This is a genomic window from Bacillus sp. BD59S (assembly GCF_007363175.1).
In the GTDB taxonomy this organism is placed as follows: Bacteria; Bacillota; Bacilli; order Bacillales; family Bacillaceae_G; genus Bacillus_A; species Bacillus_A pacificus.
In genome coordinates, this window is the sequence record NZ_CP034686.1 from 390,752 (window position 1) to 416,491 (window position 25,740).

The following is a 25,740-nucleotide window of genomic DNA, read 5'->3' on the forward strand; positions in this document are numbered from 1 at the left end:
CCAAAAATAGTTTATAATAGAAGAAAGACTTAGAAAAAAGTAAATGTTTTTGGAGGTGAACTGTTGTGTTTTCACGTTTTACACTTCAACCATATGCATTAAAAGATGAATCAGATTTAAAGCAATTTGAAACACTTTTAGAAAAACGTCCACAATATGAGCTGACAGAGAATGAGATGAAATTTAGTTATATAGCATGTCGAATCCTTGGCGTTCCTAATGATGTAGATGAATATTTTAATGAACTATTTGATTATAGTGAAGCGAAAGGAATCGAAGTTTTACACGAACAAAATTTAAACAAAGTGATCGATTCGGAAAAACTTCGTCATATTCAAGAAGTGTTCGGATTACACCAAGAAGCACCAAATGGTCTGACAGTAAATAGGTTAGTGGCACATTTATCTGGGAAACAACTTTTACCGAAAGTAGACAATCCTGACTTACAGCATTATATACATACGACTTTTATTTCAGTATTGAAATTATATGAGAAACAGCATAATCAGTCGTTAAAGACAGAAGGCTTCCGGCGTTTCTTAATCGACATAATTAAACTAAGCGAAAATTACGTAGCGAAGTGGTTCTCTACGATTAACTATAAGAAACAGATGCCGCGTATCATTTGGTACGGTGATGCACAGGAAAGCCGTATATATTTCTTATACTTTCTTATTATGCTCGGTTGTGATGTGCTTTATTATCACCCAGAAGGAAAAGATGGATTTGAGAATGTTGATGAAGAGGGAAGAACTTTTATTGTGTCTCATCCAGGCCGCATTGCTCTTGAACCATTCCCAGATCGTCGCCGCGAGCGTGTGGCAACAGTAGCGTATCAAGCTTCAAAAGAAATTGAGCAAGTACTTCACCACGATAATTCACTGCTGTACAAGCCGTGGCAATTCCGTTCCTATACGCCTGTAGCTCGTACACTAAAAACAACATATGATGAACTCTTTTTAATTACGAAAGAAAAGGCGTTTGTACGCCCGACATTCTTTGTTGAAAATAAACACATTTATATCCCTTCTTTATTTGCGAAAATATCAGGTGTTTCAAAGAATGATAAAGAGTATTTTCAAAGATTAAAGGCTGTTACATCATTTGATAACAGTTTATTAATTAATACATTTCCGTTTACGAAAGAACAAAAAGCAAATTTCCAATACCATTATCGAGATGCATTAGACCGCGGTGGAAAATTGCATCCAGATTTAATTATGAACAGTCATTGGTGGCCACACAAACGATTGCCAGAAGGATTACAACATGGTATTGCAGAAGCGATTATCCATACGTGTGAAAGTGAAATATGTAAACCAATTGCAAAAGAGACGAAACAAGATGTGGCGCTATATGTTTTCGCGCAACTTTCTCAAATACCACCAAATATTTTGGAACAGCTTGAGAAATTTGATTATTCACAAGATGTACCGAAAATTGTTATATTTAATAATGAGAAGAGTGGAGAGTTAACTCGTTCTGATGCTGTTTTATTACTATTTTTAAATCAAATTGGAGTAGATGTATTCCATTTCAATCCAACGGGAAGAAACGATATTGAACCATATATTGAAGCGGAGGCATTTGATTCACATTGGCTTGAAGAAGTTAATTTCGATCTTGAGTTTCATGGTTCATCAGCCTATAAAAATTTATCACAAACAATAAAAGGACTATTTCGTCCATTTTTATAAGGAAAGGGAGAATACCATATGAATAACCCAGTCGTACTAGATCCGAAAACAGAATTAAATGAGCAAACAGCACAAGATGTTCGCTTGCAACTGAGACAAGATGCGGATGTACAACGTATTTATAATGCGGTAGATATTAAAGATCAATTAGAATTAATTGAACTTGGAAAAGAACCTTCTATGGAAATTTCACGTTTTGCTGATCAAATCTTACATACGATGTCATTATCAAAGATAGAAGATTCTGGTGAATTATTAAAACAGCTTGGTAAAATTATGGACCGATTCGATAGCAAAGACTTTGCGGAAGAGAAAAGCGGTTTCTTCTCACGTATGTTCAAAAAAGCGGATAAAATGATTGAACAAATCTTTAGCAAATATCAAACGATGGGCCGTGAAATTGATAAAGTGTATGTGGAAATTACAAAGTATCAAGATGAAATGAAAAAATCAATTGGTACGTTAGATGGTTTATATGAGCAAAACTTAAAATATTATTTAGACTTAGAAAAATACGTAGTAGCAGGAGAAATGTTATTAGAGCGTTTAAATACAGAGTTAGTTCCGATGTATGAAGAGCGTGTACGTAATAATGATCAATTAGCAGGTATTGAATTAGAGTCGCTTAAAAACTCTGTTGAAATTTTAGAACAGCGTATTGATGATTTAGAAAAAGCACGTATGGTTGCGTTACTTACAGCACCACAAATTCGTATGATTCAACGTGGTAATAATAAATTAATTGGTAAAATCAATACAGCATTTATTACAACGATTCCTATCTTTAAAAATGGTATCATTCAAGCGGTAAATGCGAAGCGTCAAAAGCTTGTTGCAGATTCTATGGCTGAACTGGATCGCCGTACAAATGAATTACTTAAGAAAAATGCACAAAATATTGCGACGCAAAGTGTGGAAGTAGCGAGGTTATCAGGTTCTTCTAGTATTAAGATGGAAACACTTGAGGAAACTTGGAACATTATTTCAAGAGGTATGCAAGAAACACAACAAATTGAAGAGCAAAACAAACGTGAGCGTGAAGAAAGCCGCAAGCGTATGGCTACATTAACTGAAAACATTAAAAAAGAATTACAAGGGTAAATGAAAAGGCAATGAGGAAGAGTCCTCATTGCCTTTTAGTTTCTCTTCACTAATTTAATAATCTCATTCACAATAAGTGGAATGATACTTAATAAGAGAACAAATCCCCAATCTCGCATCGTTAATGCATGCACACCGAATATATTTGCAAGGGGCGGAATGGAGATGATACAAACTTGCATAAGAACACCGATAAGAAGGGAGAAGACTAAATATTTATTTGTAAAAATCCCAATTGAAAAGATTGATTTCGTTCTTGAACGCAAGTTAAATGAATGAACGAGCTGAGAAAAACTAAGAACGACAAATGCCATCGTTTGAGCGTGTAATAGAGCATCCTCATCAATTCGCTCTGGGAAAAGAGGGAATAAATTTGTATCTCCAGTATAGAACTTTGCTCCGGCGATAAAGGCTAGTAGCGTTAAAAGTCCAATGACAACTCCATTGAAAATAAGAAAAGGAACGCTACCGCTAAATAAGCTTTCTTTCGCATGTCGTGGTTTTTCCTTCATCACATCAGGATCTTCAGGATCAACCCCAAGTGATAATGCAGGAAGTGTATCTGTAATTAAATTCACCCACAAAATGTGAATAGGTCGTAGAGGTGTTGCCCAGCCAAGTAAAATGGCTAAAAATAAAGCGATAATTTCTCCGAAGTTACAAGAGAGTAGGAAGAGGATTGATTTTTTTATGTTACGATAAATATTTCTACCTTCCTCAACAGCCTTCACAATAGATGAGAAATTATCATCTGTTAACACGACATCTGCTGCCCCTTTTGCAACGTCTGTTCCTGTAATGCCCATCGCTACGCCAACATCCGCTTGCTTTAAAGATGGAGCGTCATTGACACCATCACCAGTCATAGAAACGATATTTCCTTTCGCGCGTAATGCTTTTACGATCTTTACTTTATGTTCTGGAGAGACCCTAGCGAATACATGTAAGCGATCAATTTTGTTTGCTAGTTCTGTATCTGAAATGTTGTCTAATTCAGTTCCAATCATAATTTCAGATATTTCTTCAGCAATGCCAAGTTCTTTAGCAATTGCAAAGGCGGTATCTTTATGGTCACCAGTAATCATAACTGTGCGAATACCGGCTTTTTTACATTCTGTAATGGAATCTTTCACTTCAGTTCGCGGTGGATCGATCATACCGACAAGACCAATAAAGATGAGATTTTCTTCGAGATGATCTATATCCACATCGTTTGAATTGTATTGTTTAAATGCGAATGAAAGTACTCTTAAAGCTTCTTGAGACATTGACCCAGCGGCTTCTAATATTTGATCTTTATCAGCATCTGTTAGAACCTCGATTTTACCGTTTTTTAATATGTGGGTACATCGAGGTAAGAGTTTATCGATAGCACCTTTCGTCATGCTATAGTAGCTTTCATTATATGTATGCACGGTTGACATCATTTTACGATCTGAATCGAAAGGCATCTCGTTAATGCGCTCATGTATCTTTTCTAAATGATCTTTTTGCATGTTAAAAGTGCTTCCAGCAACGAGAAGAGCAATTTCAGTCGGGTCTCCGGTTTGTGATTCGTTATTGTAAGACGCATCGTTACATAGCACCATATTTTCTAACAATAGACGTTGCGCATCATTATTTGCATTTAAATTTTCTAAATAATCATATGTGTTATCACTATAAAAGTGAGTAACGGTCATTTTATTTTGCGTTAACGTACCTGTTTTATCTGAACAAATGATTGTGACAGAACCGAGAGCTTCAACAGCTGGTAGTTTCCGAATAATAACGTTTTGTTTAATCATGCGCTGCACACCAATTGCAAGAACGATGGAAACGATAGCTGGCAAACCTTCCGGAATAGCTGCAACGGCTAAACTAATTGCAGTCATAAACATTTCTAGTGTATCTCGTCCTTGTAAAAAGCCGATGAGAAACATCACGATACAAATCGCTACAGCAACAAAGCCTAAATACTTTCCGACTTGTGCTAAGCTTTTTTGAAGTGGTGTCATATCATCGTCTGCTTCATGTAAAAGGGTTGCAATCTTACCAATTTGTGATTTCATACCAGTTTCAACAGCAATACCGACGCCTCTTCCGTATGTTACAAGAGTAGACATAAAGGCCATATTTTTTTGATCGCCGAGTGGTACTTGTTCATCACTTTGCATGGAAGGGTGGTAGATTGCATCTTTATCAACAGGGACAGATTCACCAGTTAGAGCAGATTCTTCAACTTTTAAATTTGCGGTTTCGATTAGGCGTAAATCACATGGGATATATCGTCCGGCATCGAGCATAACGATATCACCTGGAACGACGTGCTCAGATGGAATTTCTCTTAGTTCACCATTTCGCTTGACGATAGCTTTAGGTGTCGCCATCTTTTTCAATGCTTCTAAAGCTTGTTCCGCTTTTGATTCTTGGACGACGCCAATAACAGCGTTTAAAACGACAACGAGCGCAATAATACTTGCATCAGCCCATTCACCTACAAAGGCTGAAATAAGGGCAGCAATAATAAGGACATATACGAGGACGTCATTAATTTGAGCGAAAATACGCTGCCATAAAGTGCGTTTTTGTTTTGTAGCTAATTCATTAAAACCATATTGCTTTAAACGTTCATTTACAATTTCATCTGTTAAACCGTGTTGTTCATTTGTTTCTAGGTCGATTAATGTTTGATCTTTCGTCTTACTGTACCAATTGCTCATAAGTAAGCACCTCCAGTAAAAACAGTTAGCAATGGTAGTGTTGCTATTATTTGTGAGTAGTATGTATGGAGGAAAAAATCTAAGGTGGGGTTCTACTTCTATTGTACAATATTTTACAGTTGGTTGAGGGAAAGAGAAGAGTTGTCATGAATTTGTTGGAAATAAAAAAGAGCCTCATAAGGAGGCTTTTTACTTTTTAATTAATGTACCTAATTCTTCTGTAATAGCTTGCATTTCACTAATGCTGAATGTTTCACGTTTCATAACATGCTCATAAATGTCACGTAAGTCTTCGTACATTTCTTCATTAAAGCTAGCAGCTCTCATCGCTCCAGCATTAACCATACGTAATTTTTCTTTAATAGCTTCGACCATATATTCAACGTTTTCTTCTGACTTTACGGATAAATCCACCGAAGTGTCCCCCTTTAAAATAACATAAGGCTATCTTAACATTTTTTATCATTTTCGTTAATGAATCTTTTCAATCCTATTAAATTAGTAGGAATTTCCTTTATATTCACTAATTGGTTGTTTATACTATAAGTATATATAAAGAAATGCACCAAGAAGGGAAGAAACAAAATATGGTTCAAGTATTGTTTGTTTGTCTTGGGAACATTTGCCGTTCTCCGATGGCAGAAGCGATTTTTCGAGATCTTGTCGTAAAAGAGGGACTCGAAGAGAAAATTGTCATTGATTCTGCAGGAACTGGAGATTGGCATGTTGGCCATCCGCCACATAAAGGAACACAAAAAATTTTAAAAGAAAATGCAGTCACTTTTGAAGGAATTAAAGCAAGGCAAGTAGAAAAAGAAGACTTAACAAAGTTTGATTATATTATTGCCATGGACAACAAGAATATAGCAGATTTAAAAAGTTTAGGTAAAACTGGAGGCTATATTGGTAGGCTGTCCGATTTTGTTCCAGACGGTGGCTGGACAGACGTTCCCGACCCTTACTATACAGGGAATTTCCAAGAAGTGTATGACCTTGTAACAGAAGGGTGTGCAAAGCTATTAGCTTTCATTCGAAATGAACAAGGAATATGAGGAAGCTTAGAAAGAAATACTTTCTAACATAAGAAATGAAAGGGTGAAGGAATATGGCAAAGAAAAATAATATTGCTCGAAACATTGCGATTGGTGTAGCTGCAGGTGTAGCTGTATCTATGTTGAAGAAAGAAAACCGTGAAAAAGTAAAAAATACTGCAGAAAAAGCAAAAACAAAGATGATTGAAATTGGTGAAAATGCAAAGATCAAAGAAAAAGTGCAAACTGTTACAGATAAAGGGCGCGAACTTGCTGATTTAAATGTAGTGAAAGCGAAAGTAGCAGAAATTAAAAAATTGACGCCGTCTGTTGTAGAGACGTTAAAAGAAACGAAAGAAATTTTTAGTAAGAAAAAGGTTGAGCCAGCAGAGAAGCCAGAAACGATTGAAATTCAAGCTGTATCTCCAAAAGTAGATGAATTGAAAGCAGAAGAAGAGCCAGTAGTTGCTGAAGATGGCGGTATGAAAGAAGCGCGTGAACTATTTATGAAAGACTCCAATGTAGAGGAAAAAAAAACTGAAGCGTACATTGAGTTGAAACAAGATAAAGAAGAGAAGAAAAGCGTTTAACCATATATGAGAAAAATTTTAGAAAAGGTGAGAAGAAATCGTACGTATTCGTTTGGTAAAGATTTGTATGACCGGACGATGCGCGATGATGTAGCGGGCTTGGCAGCACAGCTCGCTTATTTCTTCTTGCTTGCGATTTTTCCTGGGCTTGTTTTCTTAATTACGCTTCTTGGATTCATTGACCTTCAAACAGAAAGTGTGCTCAATTTATTAGAACCGTACGTACCCGAAGATGCAATGTCTTTAATTGAAGTAAACGTTGATAAAGTTGTAAACCAGCAAAATGGTGGTTTATTATCATTTGGTTTATTATCGATGTTATGGTTTGCTTCAAACGGGGTAAATGCGGTTATGAATGCTTTTAACCGTGCGTATGATGTAACAGAAACGCGTTCTTTTATTAAAACGAGAGCGTTATCAATTGTGTTTACATTAGCGATTATTTTTATGATTGTGTTTGCGTTAATTGTTCCAGTGTTTGGACAAGTCATTGGGGCAGCGGTATTTAAAGCAATTGGTTTATCGGATAGTTTTTCTTACGTGTGGAGCATTACACGATTAGTAGCGAGTTTCTTCGTACTATTTGCGTTGTTTAGTTTTTTATATACATTTGCACCAGATCGAAAGTTGAAAAGAAGAGAAGTCATTTCAGGAGCAACATTTGCTACTGTAGGATGGATTGTGGTATCGTACTCATTTGCATATTATGTAGATAAGTTTGCGAATTACGCGAATACATATGGTGGTCTCGGTGGTATTATTATTTTAATGTTATGGTTTTATTTAACTGGATGGGTAATTTTGCTTGGCGGTGAAATTAATGGTTTACTCCATCATTATAGGACCGGTGACAATAATTCCCGTAATGAAAAGTGAGCTTTTGTTCCATAATAATAAGGAACAGGGGGGATATTTCATGAGTAATAATAAAAAGAATCACAACAATAAAAATAACAATAAACAAAAGAGTAGTTCGCATCCAAAGCATAAAACGAGTGGTAGTGCGAATGGGCATAATAGCTACCATTAGAAAAAACGGGTCCTCTATGAGGGACCCGTTCTTATTTATTTCCTTTTAATAATCGTAAGCCATTCAAAATAACAAGAATCGTACTTCCTTCATGCCCGATAACACCGAATGGAAGAGCTAAAAATTGTAAGAAGTTTGAACAAATGAGCATTGCAATTACAGCTAGTGAAAAGATCACGTTTTGCTTTACAATACGGTTCATTCGCTTTGATAAACGGATTGCTTGTGAAAGTCGAGATAACTCATTTTTCATAAGTACAACGTCTGCCGTTTCTAAAGCTACGTCTGTTCCTTCTCCCATCGCTACACCAATGCTAGCGGTAGCGAGTGCAGGGGCATCATTTATACCATCTCCGACCATTGCTACTGTCCCGTATTTTCCTTTTAGCTTTTTAATCGTTTCAACCTTTGTTTCTGGTAAGCATGATGCGTAATACTCCTTTATGTTACTTTCAGAGGCAATAGCTTTTGCTGTTTCTTCATTATCTCCAGTAATCATAATGGCTTCGACACCGATGCTTTGTAATTCGCGAATAGCAGCTATTGTCTCTTGGCGAAGAGTATCTTTTAAAGCGATAAGTCCAAGGATGCCATCCTCATCACTAATATAAACGACAGTTTTACCTTCTTTTTCAAGTGAGGCAGAAATACCATTATGAAATGTCTTTGTTTCTTCACCGATAAAATCAGCTTTACCTATTTTATAAGCTTTGTTTTCGAATATTCCTTTTAGCCCAAAACCAGTTACATCTTCAACGTTTTCTGGTTTTTGTAATGTAATGTCATACGCATGTTTTGCATATTTCACGATAGATTCAGCTAAAGGATGTGTAGAATGACTTTCAATTGCTGCTGTAATAGAAAGTACTTCTTTTTCTGTCATATTTTCTCTAACATATACATCTGTTACAGTAGGTTTTCCTTCTGTTAATGTTCCTGTTTTATCAAAGGCAATTGCTTTTACTGAAGCGAGACGTTCTAAATGTATGCCACCTTTAAAGAGAATTCCGTTTCTTGCGCCGTTAGAAATAGCAGATAACGTTGCTGGTGTAATGGCAGCAACGAGTGCACAAGGAGATGCGACTACAAGTAAAATCATAGCGCGATAAAACGTTTCATTCCAGCTCCAATCCAGCAAGAAATGAGGGACGAACATCATAAGCGCAACAACGAGTAGTACACCTTTTACATATGTTCCTTCAAACTTTTCGATGAATAGTTGTGATGGTGATTTTTCACTTTGTGCACTTTGAACGAGACGAATAATCTTTTGGAATAATGTTTGATCGCTCGGCTTGGTAATTTTAACTTCGATAGCACCGCGTAAATTTACAGTACCAGCAAATACTTCATCACCATATTTTTTTTCATTTGGAATAGGTTCACCAGTAATCGCCGCCTCATCGATATTTGTTTCACCGCTATGAATCGTACCGTCAGCAGGAACGCGCTCACCTGGCTTAATTAGAATAATGTCGTTAATTTGTAATCGTCCAACAGGAACACGTTCCTCGGTTCCATTTGAAATACGTAATGCTTCTTCAGGTTGTAGATCAAGAAGCGCTGAAATTTCTTTTTGGCTTTTACTTAATGTATAAGATTCCATCGCACCGCTTAGTGCGAAGATAAAGATTAAAATTGCACCTTCTGCCCAGTAGCCAATGATTGCAGCGCCGATAGCAGCAAAGAGCATAAGCATTTCGACATTTAGCTCTTTCTCTTCGATGGTATCTTCAATACCTTCTTTCGCTTTTGCATATCCACCAACTATATAAGCAAGGATATAGCAAGTAATGCCTACATTCATTACATTGTTCTTTGTGAATAACCAGCCAGCTAAAATGAAAATACCAGATGCGATTGCAAATATAAGTTCATAATGTTTCTTTAATGTATCCCATAAAGAGGGATGAGAAATAGACTTTTGTACTTGTAATGTTTTTACTTCTGAGTTCATTACTACTCGCTCCTTCCAAATTCTTATTGAGAAAAAGAATCAAAATCGAAACCCCTATAAAACGACGAAAGCTGCCATCCATAATGGATAGCAGCATTTCTGTTGAAACTGATTTTAATAGTTATTATGTTGTAATTATTCTATAGTATAGCACATGTTTTCGTTAGATGATATGTTTTTGTTTGTTTAGAAACTGAAAACTTGTGTTTTCTCAATTCCTTTGGTATATATGAATACTGTTCATAAAAAGGTCGGAAAGGAAGACAACAAGTGAAGACAGAGAAATTTTTTACCCATCCGATTGGCGTGTTTATTGCTGCAATAGTAGCAACTTTTTTATGGGGAAGCGCATTTCCTTTTATTAAATTAAGTTATGCTGAACTTGGAATTCAGCCACAAGAAGTTGGGGAGCAAATATTATTTGCTGGCTATCGTTTCTTTTTATCTGGGGTTATGCTTTTATTCTTCTTTAAAGTGTTAGGAAAAGATATGAACTTTAAAAAAGGAACGGGGAAGCAGTTAGTACAAATTGGTTTATTTCAAACATTTCTTCAATATATATGTTTTTATATTGGGATGAGTTATAGCTCTGGTATTGAAGGAGCTATCATTTCAGGAACATCATCATTCTTTCAAATTTTACTCGCGCACTTCTTATATAAAGATGATGCTCTCAATATGAGAAAAATAATTGGAGTCTCTATCGGATTTTGTGGTGTCGTTTTAGTAAATGTACCGAGTGATGGTAGTTTGTCATTCCATTTCGGAATCGGTAGTTTATTACTTCTTAGTGCAGCAATGTTGTATTCATATGGGAATATATTAGCGAAAGAAGGAAGTAAAACATTAGATGTTGGCTATATGACAGCCTACCAAATGATTTTTGGTTCTATCGGACTATTATGTATAGGTGTTTTGCAAGTTGGAGTCATGCCATTTACATTTAATATACATGCAATACTTATGCTGATTTACTTATCTTTCTTATCCGCAGCAGGATTTTGCATTTGGAATACAATTATGAAGTATAACAAGGTTGGAAAAGTATCAATGTACATGTTCTTCATACCCGTATTTGGTGTGTTATTATCGAGCATGATTTTAGGAGAAGCGATTCATTCATTCGTACTATTCGGTTTAGCGTGTGTAGCTGCGGGAATTATTGTGGTGAATCGGACACCAGCTAAGCAAAAAATAGAGCAAGAAAAACAAGTAGCATAGACAAAGGGAAGACGATTACAATGGAAGAACAGTACTGTTCTTCTTTTTTTGTATAGAAAAAGGATAATAGACTAGGTGTCACGAAAAAAGATACAAAAAGCATTTATTGGGGAGAACATATTATGAATCTACTTTACATGGTGTTAATTGGACAAATCATTCTTTTTTTAATGGGTGCAATGTACGCAATAGGGCAGACAAAAAAGACAAGAAATAATATGCCGTTACCTTTAGCGGTACGTCTTATTCTTAGTTTTTCTTTAACAGCAAGTGCGATTTGGATATGGTTACAAGATCCATCAGTAGATTATAGTACGTGGGTTGCACTAGGTATGACGTTATCAACTGTAGGGGATTTATTTATGGCAGGTTTAATTCCAATTGGTCACAGGCTAATTGGAGGGATGATTACTTTCGCGCTTGCGCATTGTTTTTATGTAAAAGCATTTTTGCAAACAGGCATTTCATGGAATGGTTTTTGGATTGGTTTACTCGTATACGGACTTTTTCTCATTATAGGATGGTTCTTCTTTATTCGAAATGAGAAACAAGATAAATTGTTTACGATAGGAGCGCTAATTTACGGATTGTGGGTTGGAGGAATGGCTTGCTTTGCGTTCGCCTTATACTATGAGAATACAGGAATATGGTGGATACCAGCTTTTGGTGGCTTACTATTTGTCATTTCTGATTTTATTATTGGCGTAACAGATATTGGAGGGCGCAAATTAAAGTATGAACCACTTTGGATTTGGTTTACATATGTAGCGGCTCAAATGTGTATTGTATATGTGGGAATATAAAAAGATACTCTTCGAATAGTGTATAGACTATTTGAAGGGTATCTTTTTTGTTACTATGCTACAATATTTTTTTGTTGTAAAGCAGAAAGGCTGTATTCATCTGCTGCTTTATAACCTTGGGATAATAAATCATTGATGTAAAGCTTGTTGTAAATAAAGCAGAAGACTAAGTTAGAGAATCCGAATGTAAACATACTAGCGACTAAAATAATTAAAAACCATTTCCAGTCTCCACGGAATATAGCAGGGAAGAAACCAAAGAAAAATACAGTCCAACTAAAACCAATTTTTGCTTGTTTAATTTGACCGGTATTTTCATTTTTAAGCATAACTTTCATAGAAAAAGTCCTCCTAAGTAACTAAAAATATAATGATAAATGCAAGATATAGTATATCAAAATAATACATTCTTGAATATTATTATTTGTATTTTTGTAATATTAGAATTGTATAATTCAGAATTTTGTGGAAAATACATGGTTGAAGTCTTTATAATAAAAGTAAAAAGATAATGAGATGGTGGAATGATGCAAAAGAAAAAACGTTTGCGTGAATTCTTTGGAACAATTGCAATTGCTTGTTTGCTCGTGTTTTTGGCGAAAATTTTCGTGTTTTTTCCTACGACTGTAAAAGGGGCGTCTATGAAGCCAACGTTACAAGATGGGGATAAGGTGATTGTGAATAAGTTGGCAAAGCAATTTGAAAGTTATGGGAGAGAAGATATTATTGTTGTAAAGACAGATAATTTTTATGTGAAAAGGGTTATTGGTTTGCCTGGCGATGTTATTGAGGTGAGAAATGATCAATTATATGTGAATCATGAAGTGATAGAGGAAGCGTATTTGTATAGTAATAAAAAACAGGCTGAAAAAAAACTTATGAATTTAACGGAGGACTTTGGACCGATTACAGTTCCTAAAAATAAGATTTTTGTTATGGGAGATAATCGCTTAATAAGCAGAGATAGTAGAAATGGTTTAGGACTCATTGATAAAGCGGATGTATTAGGAGAATTAGCGGCAATTTATTATCCATTTGAACATATGAAAATAATGAATTAAAGTAAAAAACCAAGCAAATTTCAGTTTGCTTGGTTTTTTATCCCGCTTTAATGGGCAGTAAGACCCTCACCTCAAAATTCAGTGAAAGCAAGGAAGTTAGGTGGGGGTCGGGCTGCCCATAAAAGTCCGATTGGTTCAACTAATAATCAGTGGGGGATGAAGCCCCCCCACTGATTAAAGTTTCACTTTATGTTAAATCGTAGGAGACTCATTAAATTCATAGACGTCTTCATTGTTTTTGTTCGTACTTAAAACGAATTTGTGCTGCAATAGTTGCAGTTTAAAGAATGCTAACGGATCGTGATAAGTTTCTGGGTTGCTTCTTAGCGTTGCTAATGTTTGCTCGTCTTCCTGTATTTCAAGTTGAGCGGCTTCTACATTTTGCTTCAATATGCTAAGTGGATCTTTAAAGAACATCATGATATCTCGTTCTAATGCGCCTTCAAATACTTCAAATTGAAGGAAGAATTGTTTTGAGATTGTTTGAGCAATTTCCGTATAATCTTCCGTTTCAATGTATTGTTTATATTTGTTTGCAAGCATAGATTGATTTTTTTGCATGTTACCAAACAGTTTTCCTGCACTCTTTAAGAAAAATTGTGTCGGTGTAAAGCGTAATAAAATATTGATGTTCGATACTGTAATTCTATTTGTCATACGTACAACATCTCGATGCCAATCATCTAGTAATTTGAAATCGCAAGGAAGTTTCATACGTTCTTCTTTATATAATTTATTAAACGTTTCACTCATTTCATCTAAATAAGATTGAGCTTGAATAAATTCATTATGAGCTGTTTCAATCCACTCTTGAATAAATCCAGTAAATTTAGGGAGAAGCACTTGCTGTACATGTTTTTGAATTCGTTCGTTCATCGCAGTATTTAATTCTTCATGAACTAATTTGAAATCACTATCTTCTTGAACAAGGTCAGAGCAGCTCTGTAATAATTCAGGAATTTGAGAATGAATATCTCGTGTGATTTCTTCTTTCGTTAAAAGATAAGATTCTGTAATAGAACGAATTTTATCTTTTTCAAGAGCAGTGAGATTGTTAATAAATCCGTTTAGTTTTACTGAGATATGTTTATTCCAACGTACTGATTTGACTAATGTATTTTCTAATTCCACACGTTCATTTACAAGGTATGCGATGGTCTTTTGAGTAAACCATATTAGTTTTTCGATACGTTCTTGTTCTATATCGCGTTCTGCTAGATTAGAAAGAATAGACTCTGTCACGTCCCCAAGTTGTTGGCTCCCCTCTTGTGAAGGAGAGTATGGGAAGAACTGCGCATTTGGGAAATGGACTTTCATCTTACTCATTAGTTTTTCGTTCGTATCCGCACTATTTGTGTGTAATACGAAATGAATTTGTAAGTTCGGTACTTGTTCACGTAAATAAAGTAATGTATCAAGTTCTTCACCATGTAACGATGAAGCAGAATTTAATACGTAAATAAGGCTATCTGCGGCTTGTAAGTATTCAAAATATGAGCTGTTTTTATCCACTTGTCCTTGAACAGATGGTGTAACAAGAAATGCAAATTTATTCTTTCTCAAAAATCTACTTGGTAATTTAATTTCTATACATTTGTTTTCAAGTTCTGATTGTTCAGGTGTAGCCATTATTTGATGGAATTTATCAAAGTTTGGTATATTGTGCACATCTAACGCAGTGAATTCTGTTATTTCAGTTTGGCTATCATCTTTAAATAGAATAGGAGTTGTTATAGTTTCAGTTAAGATGTTCTCTCCTAATATTGAATTGACGAATGATAATTTATCATGGTCACTAGTTCCCGCAATTAGTAATTTTGTAACATTTAAATCACATAGTTCATGAACGAGTAACGTAAATTGATGACTTAAATCTACATCATTTTTTTCAGCCCATACAGCAATTGTTTCGAATAAATGAGAAACAGTTTCCATATTCACATTTGTTTCAGCTGTTGAATTAGAGAGTAGGGCTCCTGCACTTTTTACGAGTAATGACTCTAAAGTTGTAGGTGAAACTTCATTCCACGCTAACACTGCAGCAGAGACGAATAGGGCGTCTTTTGCTCTCGTTAAACTAAACCAATTTGTTAATAAGTCAGGTACAAGTCCTTGCATTTCATGCATGAAATGTTCACCAGTAATTAATTCAAAGTACGTATCTTGATAGCGTTCAACAATTTCATGCCAATCGTCATTGTTGTCTGTTTCAATATGTAAGAATAAATGATTTATTGTTTGAATCCAAGGTAGATGCGATTTTTCATTTTGATAGCTATTCCAAAGAGCGATAACAAGTTCCTTAAATTGGACTTGATCAATTGCATATAAAGCTTTTAAAGATTCATAGAAATATTCTGGTTTGATTTGTTTCGTAAATCCTTGATTCACATAATTAATTAAAGTATCGAACCAATGTAATGATTTTGTTCGAATTCCTTCTTGAACGGCAAGTTCGATGGCGTTATTCCAATCTTCTTGTTTTTCATAGAACGAGCGAGCAATTGAAGTAATATTTGGATAGTCAGGTTGAAATGCAACAGCTTCACTAATCGTCTTAAATGCTAGACCTAAACGATCTTGTTCGATATAAAGAGAAAGAAGTTGTAAGGAAACTTCCATTGTAAGAGTGGTATCTTCCGTTTGGATAGATTGATACATTTCTTCTGCTTTTGGTAAGAATCCTAGTTCAAAATAAGCATCTGCAATATTTTTGGTTGCCCAAAGTGCAAGTTCGTTATTTACTTTCTCCCATTTAAATATCGCTGCTTCAAAGTCTTTATTTTGGTAATACAATTCACCTTGAGCAAAGCGAATATTAGAAATGTTAGAGAATTCATTTGTAGATTCATTTATATATGCTTCACCGAGTACTTCTGATACTGGAGTAGAAGTTTCTTCTGTTAAAAATGTTTTATAGTAAACCTTTTGGATAAATTGATTTTCAATGGTCATGTTCGTTCCCCCTGTATAATTTAGAAAAATGATGTTGTATGTAAAGGGTGCATGTTCTTTTAATAGGTAGAAGTTGCATTATATCGACCAAACTATGTTTTTGCTAGGTATATCATTTTTCCTGAGAGTTAAACCGGTGCGAAAAGTAACTTTCCTTTATTGTAACAAAAAAATAAGCATATGAATTTTTATTTTTTAATCCCGGTATTTGTGGATAGTAAGATTAGTCCTTCAAGAAGAGATAGATATAAGGGAAGAAGGCGGGAGTCTAGCGCATGATTGATGTGTACTAAGAATGAGAGAGGTCACTGATTAATAGTTCAATTTCCTCCTGCTAAAGGAATGGATAGAAGTAGAGTTCATTATAAAAACAATGTATAGTGAATATGTATACCATGTTTGTCTGAAAGATAGAAAGGGCACAATATGGAATAACGATCGTGTATAGGATGTGTCTTCCGAATGGAACAACATATTGGCGAGTTAATCGCACATTATGGGTATTTTGGAATTATTATAGCTTTGGCCGGTGGGATTGTTGGATTACCGATACCAGACGAGTTTTTATTGACTTTCGTTGGTTATAACGTTTCAAAAGGAGTTATGTCAGGAACTGCTGCTTTTTTAAGTGGGATGGCTGGTGCGATGTTAGGCATTACATTAAGCTACATATTAGGTTTAAAACTTGGACTCCCTGTTTTAAAAAAATATGGACCGAAAATTAGAATTAAGGAACATCACATTGAAAAAACACATATTTTATTTGAAAAATATGGCCCATTTCTTTTAATAGTTGGTTATTTTATCCCAGGAGTACGTCATTTAACAGCATATTTTGCTGGGATGTCGAATTTAACACTTTGGCGTTTTTGTTTGTACGCTTACGGTGGTGCGTTTATTTGGATAAGTGTTTTTATTGGACTTGGCTGGAAGTTAGGAGAGAAGTGGCGTTTCGTTGAGTATAGTTTGCATCATTATGGAATATGGATTTTATCCATTTCAGTAGTTGTTACATGTGTCGTATGGTTTTACATAAAGAAAAAGAAAAACCGCGAGTAGCGGTTTTTTTAGCTGAAAGCAATAAATAGTACACCAGCTGTAATAAAGACAACACCAATACCAGTCATAAAGTTTAATTTTTCGCCGAGTATAATCATAGCGAGAATGATAGAAAATACGACGCTTAATTTATCGACAGGAGCTACTTGTGAAACTTTTCCTGTTTTAAGGGCAAGAAAATAAAATAGCCATGACGAAGCACCTGCAACTCCACTTAATGTGATAAAAAGCAGTGCTTTTTTATTTAGAAGTACGTCGCCAATATTTTGAAATTTACCTTGTATAATAATAACGCCTACCATAAATAATGCCATGATAATAGAACGAACCGTCGTAGCAACATTGGCATCGATTCCATCTAAACCAATCTTACCGAAAATAGATACAAGGGCAGCAGCAATTGCTGATAATAGTGCGAATAAGAGCCATGAACTCATAGTAAAATTCCTCCAATCTTACATTATTATACATGAAAATCATTCTCATGTATAAAGTAAATGGGGTTTTACCGCCTCGCAAAGAGCTGGATAGATAACGAAATAATCCCCACCTTATATTTTTCATAAGGTGGGGATTATTATACTACTCTGCAATTTCTTCATATAAAAAGTACGTTACATTATAAATATGTTCTACTTCATCATCTGTCATAAACAATAATTCGTCACGCTCAATCCCTTTTTTCTTTTCGATAAACTCAATCATGTTTTTACGTTCTTCTCTTTTCATCAATTTTATTTCTCCTCTCAATCTGTTTTAATACAGTTTATTTAAGTTACTGCTATTATATAACAGAATCTTTAGAAAGTTCCACCTATTTTATTGTTTTTTTCAGAAGAACTTTTCGACAAAACAAGCCCACCTAAAGGGGGGCTTGTTTCACTTTATAGTCGTAAAAACTCGGGCTCCGTCGTACCGGCACCATCGATGTAATAAATTGTATCGGGGTTGATTTTAATTAGTACATAATTAGGGTCTTCAGGACCGAGTAACCAACGCTTTAAGCTATTATTCCAAAACTTGTTTTTTAATGTGGAGTCTTCCTCGATGGAGGCTAAGCCTTCCACTTCGATATAATCTTCATCTAATTTTTTTCCTTCACGACCAAGTAGTACATGTACATTTGGATTGTTTTCAATATCTGTTATCTTTTTTGATTGTCGATCTGTTGCAACATACAGTACAAAATCTTCGTGGAAAAACATCATAAAGGCGCTATGAGGTTTCTCATTTCGTACTGTAGATAATACACCGGTACGTTGACCTTGAATAATAGTTGCGATTTTTTCTTTTAAGTGCATAATTTTAACCCCTTTTCATAATTTATAATTCTGTCTGTTTCAACAAGATAATTTAAATATCTTTCATACTGTTTTCTTCAATCCGATTTTTTAAACGCAATTGTGATGAAATCGGACAAGTTAGGAGAAGAATAATAATAATATCGAGGAGAAATACATACGATGGAAGGATGAAAAGCATGTTTAATAAAATATTTCTTATAGTAGCGCTTATAGGTGTACCACTGTCTGTACTTGGGAAAACACTACATTGGCCTCAAACAATTATGTTCGCTGTGTATTGTATTACGATTATCGCATTAGCGGGTTTTATGGGGAGAGCGACAGAAAGTTTGGCAATTGTATCTGGTCCTAGAATAGGTGGATTATTAAATGCTACTTTCGGTAACGCTGTTGAACTAATCATTTCAATTTTTGCACTTCAGGCAGGATTAATTGAGGTGGTGTTAGCTTCTTTAACGGGTTCTGTACTTGGAAATTTATTATTAGTAGGAGGGCTATCCTTCTTTGTAGGAGGGCTTAAATATAAAAGACAAAGTTTTAATGTGTATGATGCAAGGCATAATTCAGCTTTATTAATCTTTGCTGTAGTAGTAGCATTTGTTATTCCAGAGATTTTTTCAATGAAGATGGACGCTGGAAAGACGTATCAGTTAAGTATTGGTGTTTCGATTATTATGATTATTATGTACCTTGCTGCATTGCTATTTAAGTTAGTTACGCACCGTGGTGTATATCAGCATAAAAGTGATGAAGTCGCTCATGAGGAAGAACCAGAGTGGTCGAAAGGGAAAGCACTACTCATTTTAGCGATAGCAACAATTGCGGTAGCGTATGTATCAGAGGCGCTCGTGCATACATTTGAGACAGTTGCAAAATCATTTGGTTGGTCAGAACTATTTATAGGGGTTATTATCGTCGCAATTGTTGGTAATGCAGCGGAACATGCATCTGCAATTATTATGGCGTATAAAAATAAAGTAAATATTGCAGTTGAGATTGCAATAGGTTCTACATTACAAATTGCCATGTTTGTTGCTCCTGTATTAGTACTGCTTTCTATGTTTTTCACGCAAAGGATGCCTTTAGTATTTACGATACCAGAACTTGTTTCTATGATTACAGCTGTTTTTTTAACGATTGCGATTTCAAATGATGGAGATACAAATTGGTTTGAAGGTGGTACTTTATTAGCAGCGTATGTCATTATGGGAATTGGTTTTTATTTATTATGAAAAATAGGCATAACAATTGTGCCCAGAGAAAACAATAAACAAAGTAGTATATATACCTTTACATAGGAAGGAGCCAGACAGGTGAAACGAGTATACAGCATATGTCTTTCAACTATGGTCTCGTTTATTCTATTATTTCCTAACATGAGTTTTGCAAAGACAACGGTAGAAACAAAAATGCCTTCATCTGTTTTAAATATTTCTAAAGACAATACGTTTCCGAATGATGCGCAAGATTTACCGCGTTTGCAGCCGAGTAAGTTTGCTCAAGAACTATTGAAAACAGCAAATATTAAAATTGAAAACCCAGACTTAATTCGAATGTTTAATGAAACGACAATTTCGAATGCACCGCTTGCGGTAGGGTACCGAGCGAAGATTTATTTAGGTCAATGGGCTTTGCATTATGAATCGGTTGATACATCGATTAATTGGGAATATAAACAAGTAAATCGCAATGTGTATGATAATCGAGGAGGAGATCGCCTATATCCGCTACGCTATAAGCAAGAAACGCAAAAGACGGTTGAAGGCGATTTAACAGCAGATATGAAAGATGCTGCAGATGTGAAGAAAATGATGCTTCTCAAAGCACTTGAAAAGGTACAATTGCCGCTTTCATTTAAAACGACCATTGGTTATGGTACCGGACATGAGCGTGTGTATAATATTAGTCCGAGTCAACTTGGATATTTATATGCTTATACACCAGCAGTAAATGAAAAAGGGAAAGTAACATTTGGAGAAGTATACCTTGTATTAAAGGGAAATCAAAAAAGGCTTGTTGTAAAAAATATTACTTCTCAAGGAATTGGAGCGGCTATTCCAATTCATGATCATTTATTCTTTAAATTCATTTCTTCTTCTCACTCGCAATAACATGAAAAAACGTCAGCTTATAAGCTGACGTTTTTTTATAATGTAATGTTTGCTGTTTTTGATAAGAAGTCTTCTGTCGGATAGTAGCTGTTTTTTACAAGAACATTTGGTCCAAGACATTTTACTGCAGGACAGTGGCAGCTTAATGATTTTGCTGTTTTTGAAGCACTCCATTTTTCATATGCTTCTTGTAATGTGTTTGTTTGTATGTTTCCTAGAAGTGGAACATCACCAAAGTCCGTCACAATAATATTTCCATCGAAAATATTTACATTTAAACGAGAACGGCCATCTGGATCATTACGAACAGTTACATTTTTGCTCTCTTGTAACTTTTTAAATGTGGCAATGTCTCGCTCGTCATCGCTACAAGCATAGAAAGGTAAAGTTCCAAATAACATCCATACATTTTCATCGCGAATTTCTAGTAAATGCTCAATCGCATCACGAATTTCAGCTTTTGTTAAAATCTCTAGATTACTCGCGAAGTCACTTGGATACATGGGGTGAACTTCATGACGTTTACAGCCCATTTCTTCGACGATTTGGCGGTGAATATGTTCAATATGTGGTAGAGTTCTTTTGTTTAGCATTGTTTCGGCCGATACAAGTACACCTGCATCTGATAGAGCCTTACTATTTGTAATCATTCTTTCGAATAATTTTGCACGTTGTTCGTAAGTAGGCTTACGCTCCATCATTGCAAATCCGCCTTCAACGAAGTCGTCAATTGTTCCCCAGTTATGAGAGATATGCAATACGTCTAAATAAGGAATAATCTGTTCGTAACGTGCTAAATCTATAGTTAAGTTAGAGTTGATTTGAGTGCGAACGCCTCGTTCATGGGCATATTTTAAGAGTGGTGTTACATAGTTGTCGACGGATTTTTTTGAAAGCATAGGTTCGCCGCCAGTAATACTTAAAGAACGTAAATGAGGAATCTCATCTAATCGTTTTAATAAAAGATCCATCGGAAGCGGATTTGGGTCTTTCGGCTGTAACGTGTAACCAACAGCGCAATGCTCACAGCGCATGTTGCATAACGTCGTCGTTGTAAATTCAACATTTGTTAATAGTAGTTTGCCGTACTCTTCAAGGTCCATATACGCTTCCCATGGATCGTAAGAAGGAGTAATCGGCTTCATTTTTTGTGATATCGTCATATGAAATACTCCTTTGACTATTGAAATAACAATTTGTCCATTCTCTATAATAGAAGAATATGTGCTTTTTATAAAGTGAAACTTTTTAGCATGGAAAGAGAGAGGGCTTACATTATAGTGGATGACTGTGACAAAATTGATGAAATTTCATGCCCATAGCAATCGTTTTTGCGGTATAATAAAAGCAACTCGAATTAAAAGGAGAGTGCCTTCATGGGAAAAGCAATTCAAGATAAAGATACACAATTAGTATATTTAAAAGAACGTTTAAATATGTTCATTGAAGTAATTGATACAATTGAACCTGAAGAAGTAGAATTAGAAGATGTAGATCGTCTTCTTGCAATGTTAGATGAATTAGAATTAAAATGTGAGCAATTTAAAAAAGACGAATAATATATTAAAAAGGCTACCAATTCTAATTTGGTAGCCTTTTTCTGTTCGGGTAATAGAAGGACGATAGAAAAAGAGGTATAATCAAGTTGTGAAAAATTTCATTTATGTTTTAATAGCGTGAAACAAATAAAAAGCTAAAGAGCATAACGATGGGATTTTCAGCTCATAACGTTTTGGTAGCGTTCACAATTGAGGGGGAAGTAACAATGGAAAAGCTTCAAGAAAGCATGTATCAACTAATTGTTGAAACGTCAACGAACTTACCGAAAGATGTTCGTCGTGCGATTCAACAAGCGAAAGAGCGAGAAAATGCAGGGACTCGTTCTGCGATGGCACTTGGCACAATTACAAATAATATTAAAATGGCTGATGATAACATCTCACCGATTTGCCAAGATACAGGGATGCCAACGTTTAAAATTTATACACCAGTTGGTGTGAATCAATTAAAGTTGAAGGAAGCTATCTATAATGCGCTTGAGCGGGCGACAAAAGATGGTAAACTTCGTCCCAATTCTGTTGATTCTCTTTTTGGAGATAATAGTGGAAATAATTTAGGACCAGGTACACCGGTGATTAAGTTTGAACAATGGGAACAAGATTATATTGATGCACGTTTAATCCTAAAAGGTGGTGGCTGTGAGAATAAAAATATTCAATATAGCTTACCGTGTGAACTAGAAGGACTTGGACGAGCTGGCCGTGATTTAGAAGGGATTCGTAAATGCCTTCTTCATGCAGTATATCAAGCACAAGGTCAAGGATGTAGTGCAGGTGTAATTGGTGTTGGTATCGGGGGAGACCGTACATCAGGTTACGAATTAGCAAAAAATCAATTATTCCGTACATTAGATGATGTCAATCCAATCCCAGAATTACAAAAACTTGAAGAGTACGTATTAGAAAATGCAAATAAGCTTGGTATTGGTACGATGGGATTTGGCGGAGAAACAACTTTACTTGGTTGTAAAATTGGCGTGTATAACCGTCTACCAGCTAGCTTCTACGTATCTGTGGCGTACAATTGTTGGGCATATCGCCGCCTTGGCGTAACAATCCATCCTGAAACAGGAGAAATTATGGATTGGCTATATCAAGAAGGTGAGGATACACTTCAGCAAGAAGCGCAAGAAAAAACAGAGCAACGTGAGATCGTATTACAAGCACCAATTACAGAAGAGCAAATTCGTGAACTTCGCGTTGGTGATGTTGTAACAATTAATGGCATGATGTATACAGGTCGTGACGCAATTCATAAGCATTTAATGGATAACGATTGTCCAGTAGATTTAAATGGACAAGTTATTTATCACTGTGGCCCAGTTGTTGTGAAAGATGAAAATGACAATTGGCAAATTAAAGCGGCAGGTCCAACGACAAGTATTCGTGAAGAACCGTACCAAGGTGATATTATGAAGAAATTCGGTATTAGAGCTGTCATTGGAAAAGGCGGTATGGGTGCGAAAACATTAGCAGCTTTAGAAGAACACGGCGGTGTATATTTAAATGCAATCGGTGGTGCAGCGCAATATTATGCTGAATGTATTAAAGAAGTGAAAGATGTTGATTTCTTACAATTCGGTATTCCAGAGGCAATGTGGCATTTACGTATCGATGGATTTAAAGCAGTTGTAACAATGGATTCTCACGGTAATAGCTTACATGCAGATGTTGATAAAACATCACTTGAAAAATTAGCTAGCTTTAAAGAGCCAGTATTTAAGTAAACAAAAATGCATCTCGAATCATTCGAGATGCATTTTTTTGGTATATATAGAAAAACATGTTCAGCATGAAAGAATGCGTAGCAACAGAAACTACAAGTACGATTATATATGGAAAGGAGACTATTTATGAAACATAAATGGTTATATATCGGTCTCATTTTTTCAATTATGATGGCACTTGTTCCAGTTTCGGCATTAGCTTATACAAATACTCCACATAACTGGGGAATCCCGCGCCCTAAAAATGAAACAGTACCAGATGCAGGAAAGTTATATACAGATTTACTACAAAAAAATGGCGGTTTTTATTTAGGGGATACGAAGAAAAAAGATATTTATTTAACATTTGATAATGGTTATGAAAATGGATACACTGGGAAAATCTTAGACGTATTAAAAGAGAAAAAAGTACCAGCAACTTTCTTTGTAACGGGGCATTACATTAAAACACAAAAAGATTTATTGTTAAGAATGAAGAATGAAGGACACATTATTGGAAACCATTCTTGGAGTCATCCTGATTTCACAGCGGTAAACGATGAGAAACTTCGTGAAGAATTAACGAGTGTAACGGAAGAAATAAAAAAAGTAACTGGGCAAAAAGAAGTGAAATATGTACGTCCCCCACGCGGCGTATTTAGTGAAAGAACGTTAGCTCTTACGAAAGAAATGGGCTACTATAATGTATTTTGGTCACTTGCATTTTTGGATTGGAAAGTAGATCAGCAAAGAGGATGGCAATATGCGCATAATAATGTTATGACGATGATTCATCCAGGATCTATTTTATTACTTCATGCCATATCAAAAGATAATGCAGAAGCACTTGCAAAAATCATTGATGATTTGCGCGAGAAAGGGTATCATTTTAAAAGTCTAGATGACTTAGTAAAAAGCAATCAACCGTAAGCATGTATGCTTGCGGTTTTCTCATGCTATAATGATGTGTAAAAAGGATGGGGAAACGTATGTGGAGCGAACATGTTACGTTAGAGTATCCGTATCATTTTGAAGAAGTATTAAAACGTTTATCTTTTGATCCTCTTAACGTCATTCAATTAGATGAGAAAGTTATTTATGTCCCGCTTTGTATAGACGAGGAACAGATTGTTGTTCGCCTGCAAGGGATTGGTACTGTTCAAAATCCACAGTTTTGGATTTCTAGTCAGACAGGAGATTCAGAGAAAGTCATGAAACGAATGAGGACCATTTTTCATTGGAATGAACCGTTTCAAGATATACAAAATCATTTTTTAAACACATCATTACGTCCACTATTTGAAACATATGCTTATACTCCAATTATTTTAGAATTTGATTATTTTGCTTGTCTTCTTCGCTGTATCATTCATCAACAAATAAATTTGAAATTTGCTACTGTGTTAACAGAACAGTTTGTGAAACGATATGGAACAGAGAAGAACGGTGTATTCTTTTTCCCCACTCCAGAAATAGTAGCAAATATTTCAATAGAGGAATTGAGAGAGCAAAAGTTTAGTCAGCGAAAGGCTGAATATATGGTAGGATTAGCAAAGTGTATTACAGGTGGTAAGTTAGATTTAACTAGAATAGAAAACGAAACAGAGGAAGAGGTTGCAGCACAATTGTTACCAATTAGGGGGATTGGTGCATGGACAGTGCAAAACTTTTTAATGTTTGGACTTGGACGGAAAAATATGTTTCCGAAAGCAGACATTGGGATTCAGCGTGCAGTACAAGGTGTATTTCAATTAGATGATAAACCTGATGATGCATTTTTAGAAAAAGTGAAACAAGAGTGTGAACCATACTGCAGTTATGCAGCGTTATATTTATGGAAAAGTATAGAGTAG

The 25,740-nt window shown here is 35.4% G+C and carries 24 protein-coding genes; 15 read left to right on the forward strand and 9 right to left on the reverse strand.

Annotated features, from left to right (window positions below):
* The first annotated feature begins 65 nt into the window (after positions 1-65).
* On the forward strand, positions 66-1,697 hold the full coding sequence (locus EKQ63_RS03990) for a YceG family protein (RefSeq protein ID WP_087952025.1): 1,632 nt from the start codon (positions 66-68) through the stop codon (positions 1,695-1,697).
* Between the two features lie 18 nt (positions 1,698-1,715).
* Complete coding sequence (locus tag EKQ63_RS03995) at positions 1,716-2,798, forward strand: toxic anion resistance protein (RefSeq protein WP_001064409.1); 1,083 nt, start codon at positions 1,716-1,718, stop codon at positions 2,796-2,798.
* 35 nt (positions 2,799-2,833) lie between these two features.
* Here the strand turns inward: EKQ63_RS03995 and EKQ63_RS04000 are convergent, their stop codons facing one another.
* Together EKQ63_RS04000 and EKQ63_RS04005 are read right to left on the reverse strand one after the other, a co-directional pair.
* Complete coding sequence (locus tag EKQ63_RS04000) at positions 2,834-5,500, reverse strand: cation-translocating P-type ATPase (protein WP_143880749.1); 2,667 nt, start codon at positions 5,498-5,500, stop codon at positions 2,834-2,836.
* 189 nt (positions 5,501-5,689) lie between these two features.
* Positions 5,690-5,914: a DUF1128 domain-containing protein gene (locus EKQ63_RS04005; protein WP_000366197.1), complete on the reverse strand. Its 225-nt coding sequence runs from the start codon at positions 5,912-5,914 to the stop codon at positions 5,690-5,692.
* Positions 5,915-6,087: 173 nt separating this feature from the next.
* On the opposite strand from EKQ63_RS04005, the gene EKQ63_RS04010 reads away from it, so the two are divergent.
* Genes EKQ63_RS04010 through EKQ63_RS04020 form a run of 3 tightly spaced genes read left to right on the forward strand, consistent with a single transcriptional unit; the run spans position 6,088 to position 7,997 of the window.
* Entirely contained in the window at positions 6,088-6,552 is a 465-nt protein-coding gene (locus EKQ63_RS04010) for a low molecular weight protein-tyrosine-phosphatase (RefSeq protein ID WP_000250910.1), read from the forward strand.
* Positions 6,553-6,605: 53 nt separating this feature from the next.
* Positions 6,606-7,121, forward strand: coding sequence for a DUF4075 domain-containing protein (locus EKQ63_RS04015; protein ID WP_001085393.1), 516 nt, complete (start codon positions 6,606-6,608; stop codon positions 7,119-7,121).
* A 6-nt stretch (positions 7,122-7,127) separates the two neighbouring features.
* A complete protein-coding gene (locus EKQ63_RS04020) occupies positions 7,128-7,997 on the forward strand; it encodes a YihY/virulence factor BrkB family protein (RefSeq protein ID WP_001226533.1) in 870 nt (289 codons plus the stop codon).
* A 185-nt stretch (positions 7,998-8,182) separates the two neighbouring features.
* Here EKQ63_RS04020 and EKQ63_RS04025 read toward each other — a convergent pair whose 3' ends face one another.
* Positions 8,183-10,108, reverse strand: coding sequence for a heavy metal translocating P-type ATPase (locus EKQ63_RS04025; protein ID WP_087994756.1), 1,926 nt, complete (start codon positions 10,106-10,108; stop codon positions 8,183-8,185).
* Positions 10,109-10,378: 270 nt separating this feature from the next.
* On the opposite strand from EKQ63_RS04025, the gene EKQ63_RS04030 reads away from it, so the two are divergent.
* The gene (locus tag EKQ63_RS04030; RefSeq protein ID WP_087952032.1) at positions 10,379-11,329 is read left to right on the forward strand and encodes a DMT family transporter; all 951 of its coding nucleotides are present in this window, start codon (positions 10,379-10,381) and stop codon (positions 11,327-11,329) included.
* Between the two features lie 122 nt (positions 11,330-11,451).
* A complete protein-coding gene (locus tag EKQ63_RS04035; RefSeq protein ID WP_087952033.1) occupies positions 11,452-12,132 on the forward strand; it encodes a lysoplasmalogenase in 681 nt (226 codons plus the stop codon).
* 53 nt (positions 12,133-12,185) lie between these two features.
* On the opposite strand, the gene EKQ63_RS04040 is transcribed toward EKQ63_RS04035, so the two are convergent.
* The gene (locus EKQ63_RS04040; protein ID WP_000867043.1) at positions 12,186-12,470 is read right to left on the reverse strand and encodes a hypothetical protein; all 285 of its coding nucleotides are present in this window, start codon (positions 12,468-12,470) and stop codon (positions 12,186-12,188) included.
* A gap of 186 nt (positions 12,471-12,656) precedes the next feature.
* Between EKQ63_RS04040 and lepB the strand changes: the two genes are divergently transcribed.
* Positions 12,657-13,193, forward strand: a complete 537-nt coding sequence (gene lepB / locus EKQ63_RS04045) for a signal peptidase I (RefSeq protein ID WP_000983296.1) — start codon at positions 12,657-12,659, stop codon at positions 13,191-13,193.
* Positions 13,194-13,385: 192 nt separating this feature from the next.
* On the opposite strand, the gene EKQ63_RS04050 is transcribed toward lepB, so the two are convergent.
* Complete coding sequence (locus EKQ63_RS04050) at positions 13,386-16,148, reverse strand: tetratricopeptide repeat protein (RefSeq protein WP_143880750.1); 2,763 nt, start codon at positions 16,146-16,148, stop codon at positions 13,386-13,388.
* A 462-nt stretch (positions 16,149-16,610) separates the two neighbouring features.
* On the opposite strand from EKQ63_RS04050, the gene EKQ63_RS04055 reads away from it, so the two are divergent.
* Positions 16,611-17,207, forward strand: coding sequence for a DedA family protein (locus EKQ63_RS04055; RefSeq protein WP_016716373.1), 597 nt, complete (start codon positions 16,611-16,613; stop codon positions 17,205-17,207).
* An 8-nt stretch (positions 17,208-17,215) separates the two neighbouring features.
* Here EKQ63_RS04055 and EKQ63_RS04060 read toward each other — a convergent pair whose 3' ends face one another.
* From EKQ63_RS04060 to EKQ63_RS04070, 3 genes are all read right to left on the reverse strand, one after another.
* Positions 17,216-17,644, reverse strand: coding sequence for an EamA family transporter (locus EKQ63_RS04060; RefSeq protein ID WP_000100306.1), 429 nt, complete (start codon positions 17,642-17,644; stop codon positions 17,216-17,218).
* Between the two features lie 145 nt (positions 17,645-17,789).
* Positions 17,790-17,936 (reverse strand): BH0509 family protein, encoded by a 147-nt coding sequence (locus EKQ63_RS04065; RefSeq protein WP_000817786.1) that lies wholly within the window; start codon positions 17,934-17,936, stop codon positions 17,790-17,792.
* Between the two features lie 155 nt (positions 17,937-18,091).
* Positions 18,092-18,508 (reverse strand): pyridoxamine 5'-phosphate oxidase family protein, encoded by a 417-nt coding sequence (locus EKQ63_RS04070; protein WP_000550219.1) that lies wholly within the window; start codon positions 18,506-18,508, stop codon positions 18,092-18,094.
* 179 nt (positions 18,509-18,687) lie between these two features.
* Between EKQ63_RS04070 and cax the strand changes: the two genes are divergently transcribed.
* On the forward strand, positions 18,688-19,743 hold the full coding sequence (cax, locus tag EKQ63_RS04075; protein ID WP_000482144.1) for a calcium/proton exchanger: 1,056 nt from the start codon (positions 18,688-18,690) through the stop codon (positions 19,741-19,743).
* Between the two features lie 81 nt (positions 19,744-19,824).
* Positions 19,825-20,622 carry a YfkD famly protein gene (locus EKQ63_RS04080; RefSeq protein ID WP_061685941.1) on the forward strand — a complete coding sequence of 266 codons (798 nt, stop codon included), beginning with the start codon at positions 19,825-19,827 and terminating at the stop codon, positions 20,620-20,622.
* Between the two features lie 35 nt (positions 20,623-20,657).
* On the opposite strand, the gene yfkAB is transcribed toward EKQ63_RS04080, so the two are convergent.
* Positions 20,658-21,785, reverse strand: coding sequence for a radical SAM/CxCxxxxC motif protein YfkAB (yfkAB, locus tag EKQ63_RS04085; protein ID WP_000156023.1), 1,128 nt, complete (start codon positions 21,783-21,785; stop codon positions 20,658-20,660).
* A gap of 213 nt (positions 21,786-21,998) precedes the next feature.
* Between yfkAB and EKQ63_RS04090 the strand changes: the two genes are divergently transcribed.
* The 4 genes from EKQ63_RS04090 (at position 21,999) to EKQ63_RS04105 (ending at position 25,740) form a co-directional block, all read left to right on the forward strand.
* Positions 21,999-22,181, forward strand: a complete 183-nt coding sequence (locus EKQ63_RS04090) for an SE1561 family protein (protein WP_000513558.1) — start codon at positions 21,999-22,001, stop codon at positions 22,179-22,181.
* Positions 22,182-22,387: 206 nt separating this feature from the next.
* On the forward strand, positions 22,388-23,908 hold the full coding sequence (gene fumA, locus EKQ63_RS04095; RefSeq protein WP_087952036.1) for a class I fumarate hydratase: 1,521 nt from the start codon (positions 22,388-22,390) through the stop codon (positions 23,906-23,908).
* Between the two features lie 126 nt (positions 23,909-24,034).
* A complete protein-coding gene (gene pdaA / locus EKQ63_RS04100) occupies positions 24,035-24,817 on the forward strand; it encodes a delta-lactam-biosynthetic de-N-acetylase (protein WP_000681212.1) in 783 nt (260 codons plus the stop codon).
* A 59-nt stretch (positions 24,818-24,876) separates the two neighbouring features.
* Positions 24,877-25,740 carry a DNA-3-methyladenine glycosylase family protein gene (locus tag EKQ63_RS04105; protein WP_061183044.1) on the forward strand — a complete coding sequence of 288 codons (864 nt, stop codon included), beginning with the start codon at positions 24,877-24,879 and terminating at the stop codon, positions 25,738-25,740.